The organism is Marinobacter profundi, assembly GCF_002744715.1.
GTDB classification, from domain to species: domain Bacteria; phylum Pseudomonadota; class Gammaproteobacteria; order Pseudomonadales; family Oleiphilaceae; genus Marinobacter; species Marinobacter profundi.
In genome coordinates this window covers 1-459 of sequence record NZ_KZ319395.1, presented here as the reverse complement: position 1 = coordinate 459, position 459 = coordinate 1, and the positions used below count along the sequence as shown (strand labels likewise).

At 54.7% G+C, this 459-nt stretch carries 1 protein-coding gene; it reads right to left on the bottom strand.

Annotated elements, in window-relative coordinates; all coding sequences use genetic code 11:
- Positions 1-459, bottom strand: a 459-nt coding sequence (locus CLH61_RS18255) for an IS5 family transposase (RefSeq protein ID WP_143752193.1), incomplete at both ends; no start/stop codon positions are given.

Here is a 459-nt window from a genome sequence, read left to right as displayed (position 1 = left end):
ACGTCTTCGCGGTGCTTATGCTCATCCCGCTTTTGAATGCCAAGGTAACCGGCATCGCCGAAGACTCGTTGTTCTTCACCGTGCAGCAGCTTGTCGGTGGGTACGATGTCATGAACGTTGGCAGCGGTGGTATCGATGCTATGAATCAGACCAAGTGTGTCGTCGACACCAATGTGCATCTTCATGCCGAAGTGCCATTCGTTGCCCTTTCTGGTCTGGTGCATTTCAGGATCGCGCTTGCCGCTGCTGTTCTTGGTGGAGCTGGGAGCAGAGATAATGGTCGCATCTACGATGCTGCCTTCACGCAGCATCAGGCCGTTTTTCTCCAGGTGTTTGTTCACCTCTTTAAACAGCGCCTTGCCAAGACCGTGCTGCTCCAGGAAGTGCCGGAAGTTGAGAATGGTCGTCTCATCCGGCAAGCGGTCCAGCTTCAGACCAGCGAAGTGCCGCATGGATTCG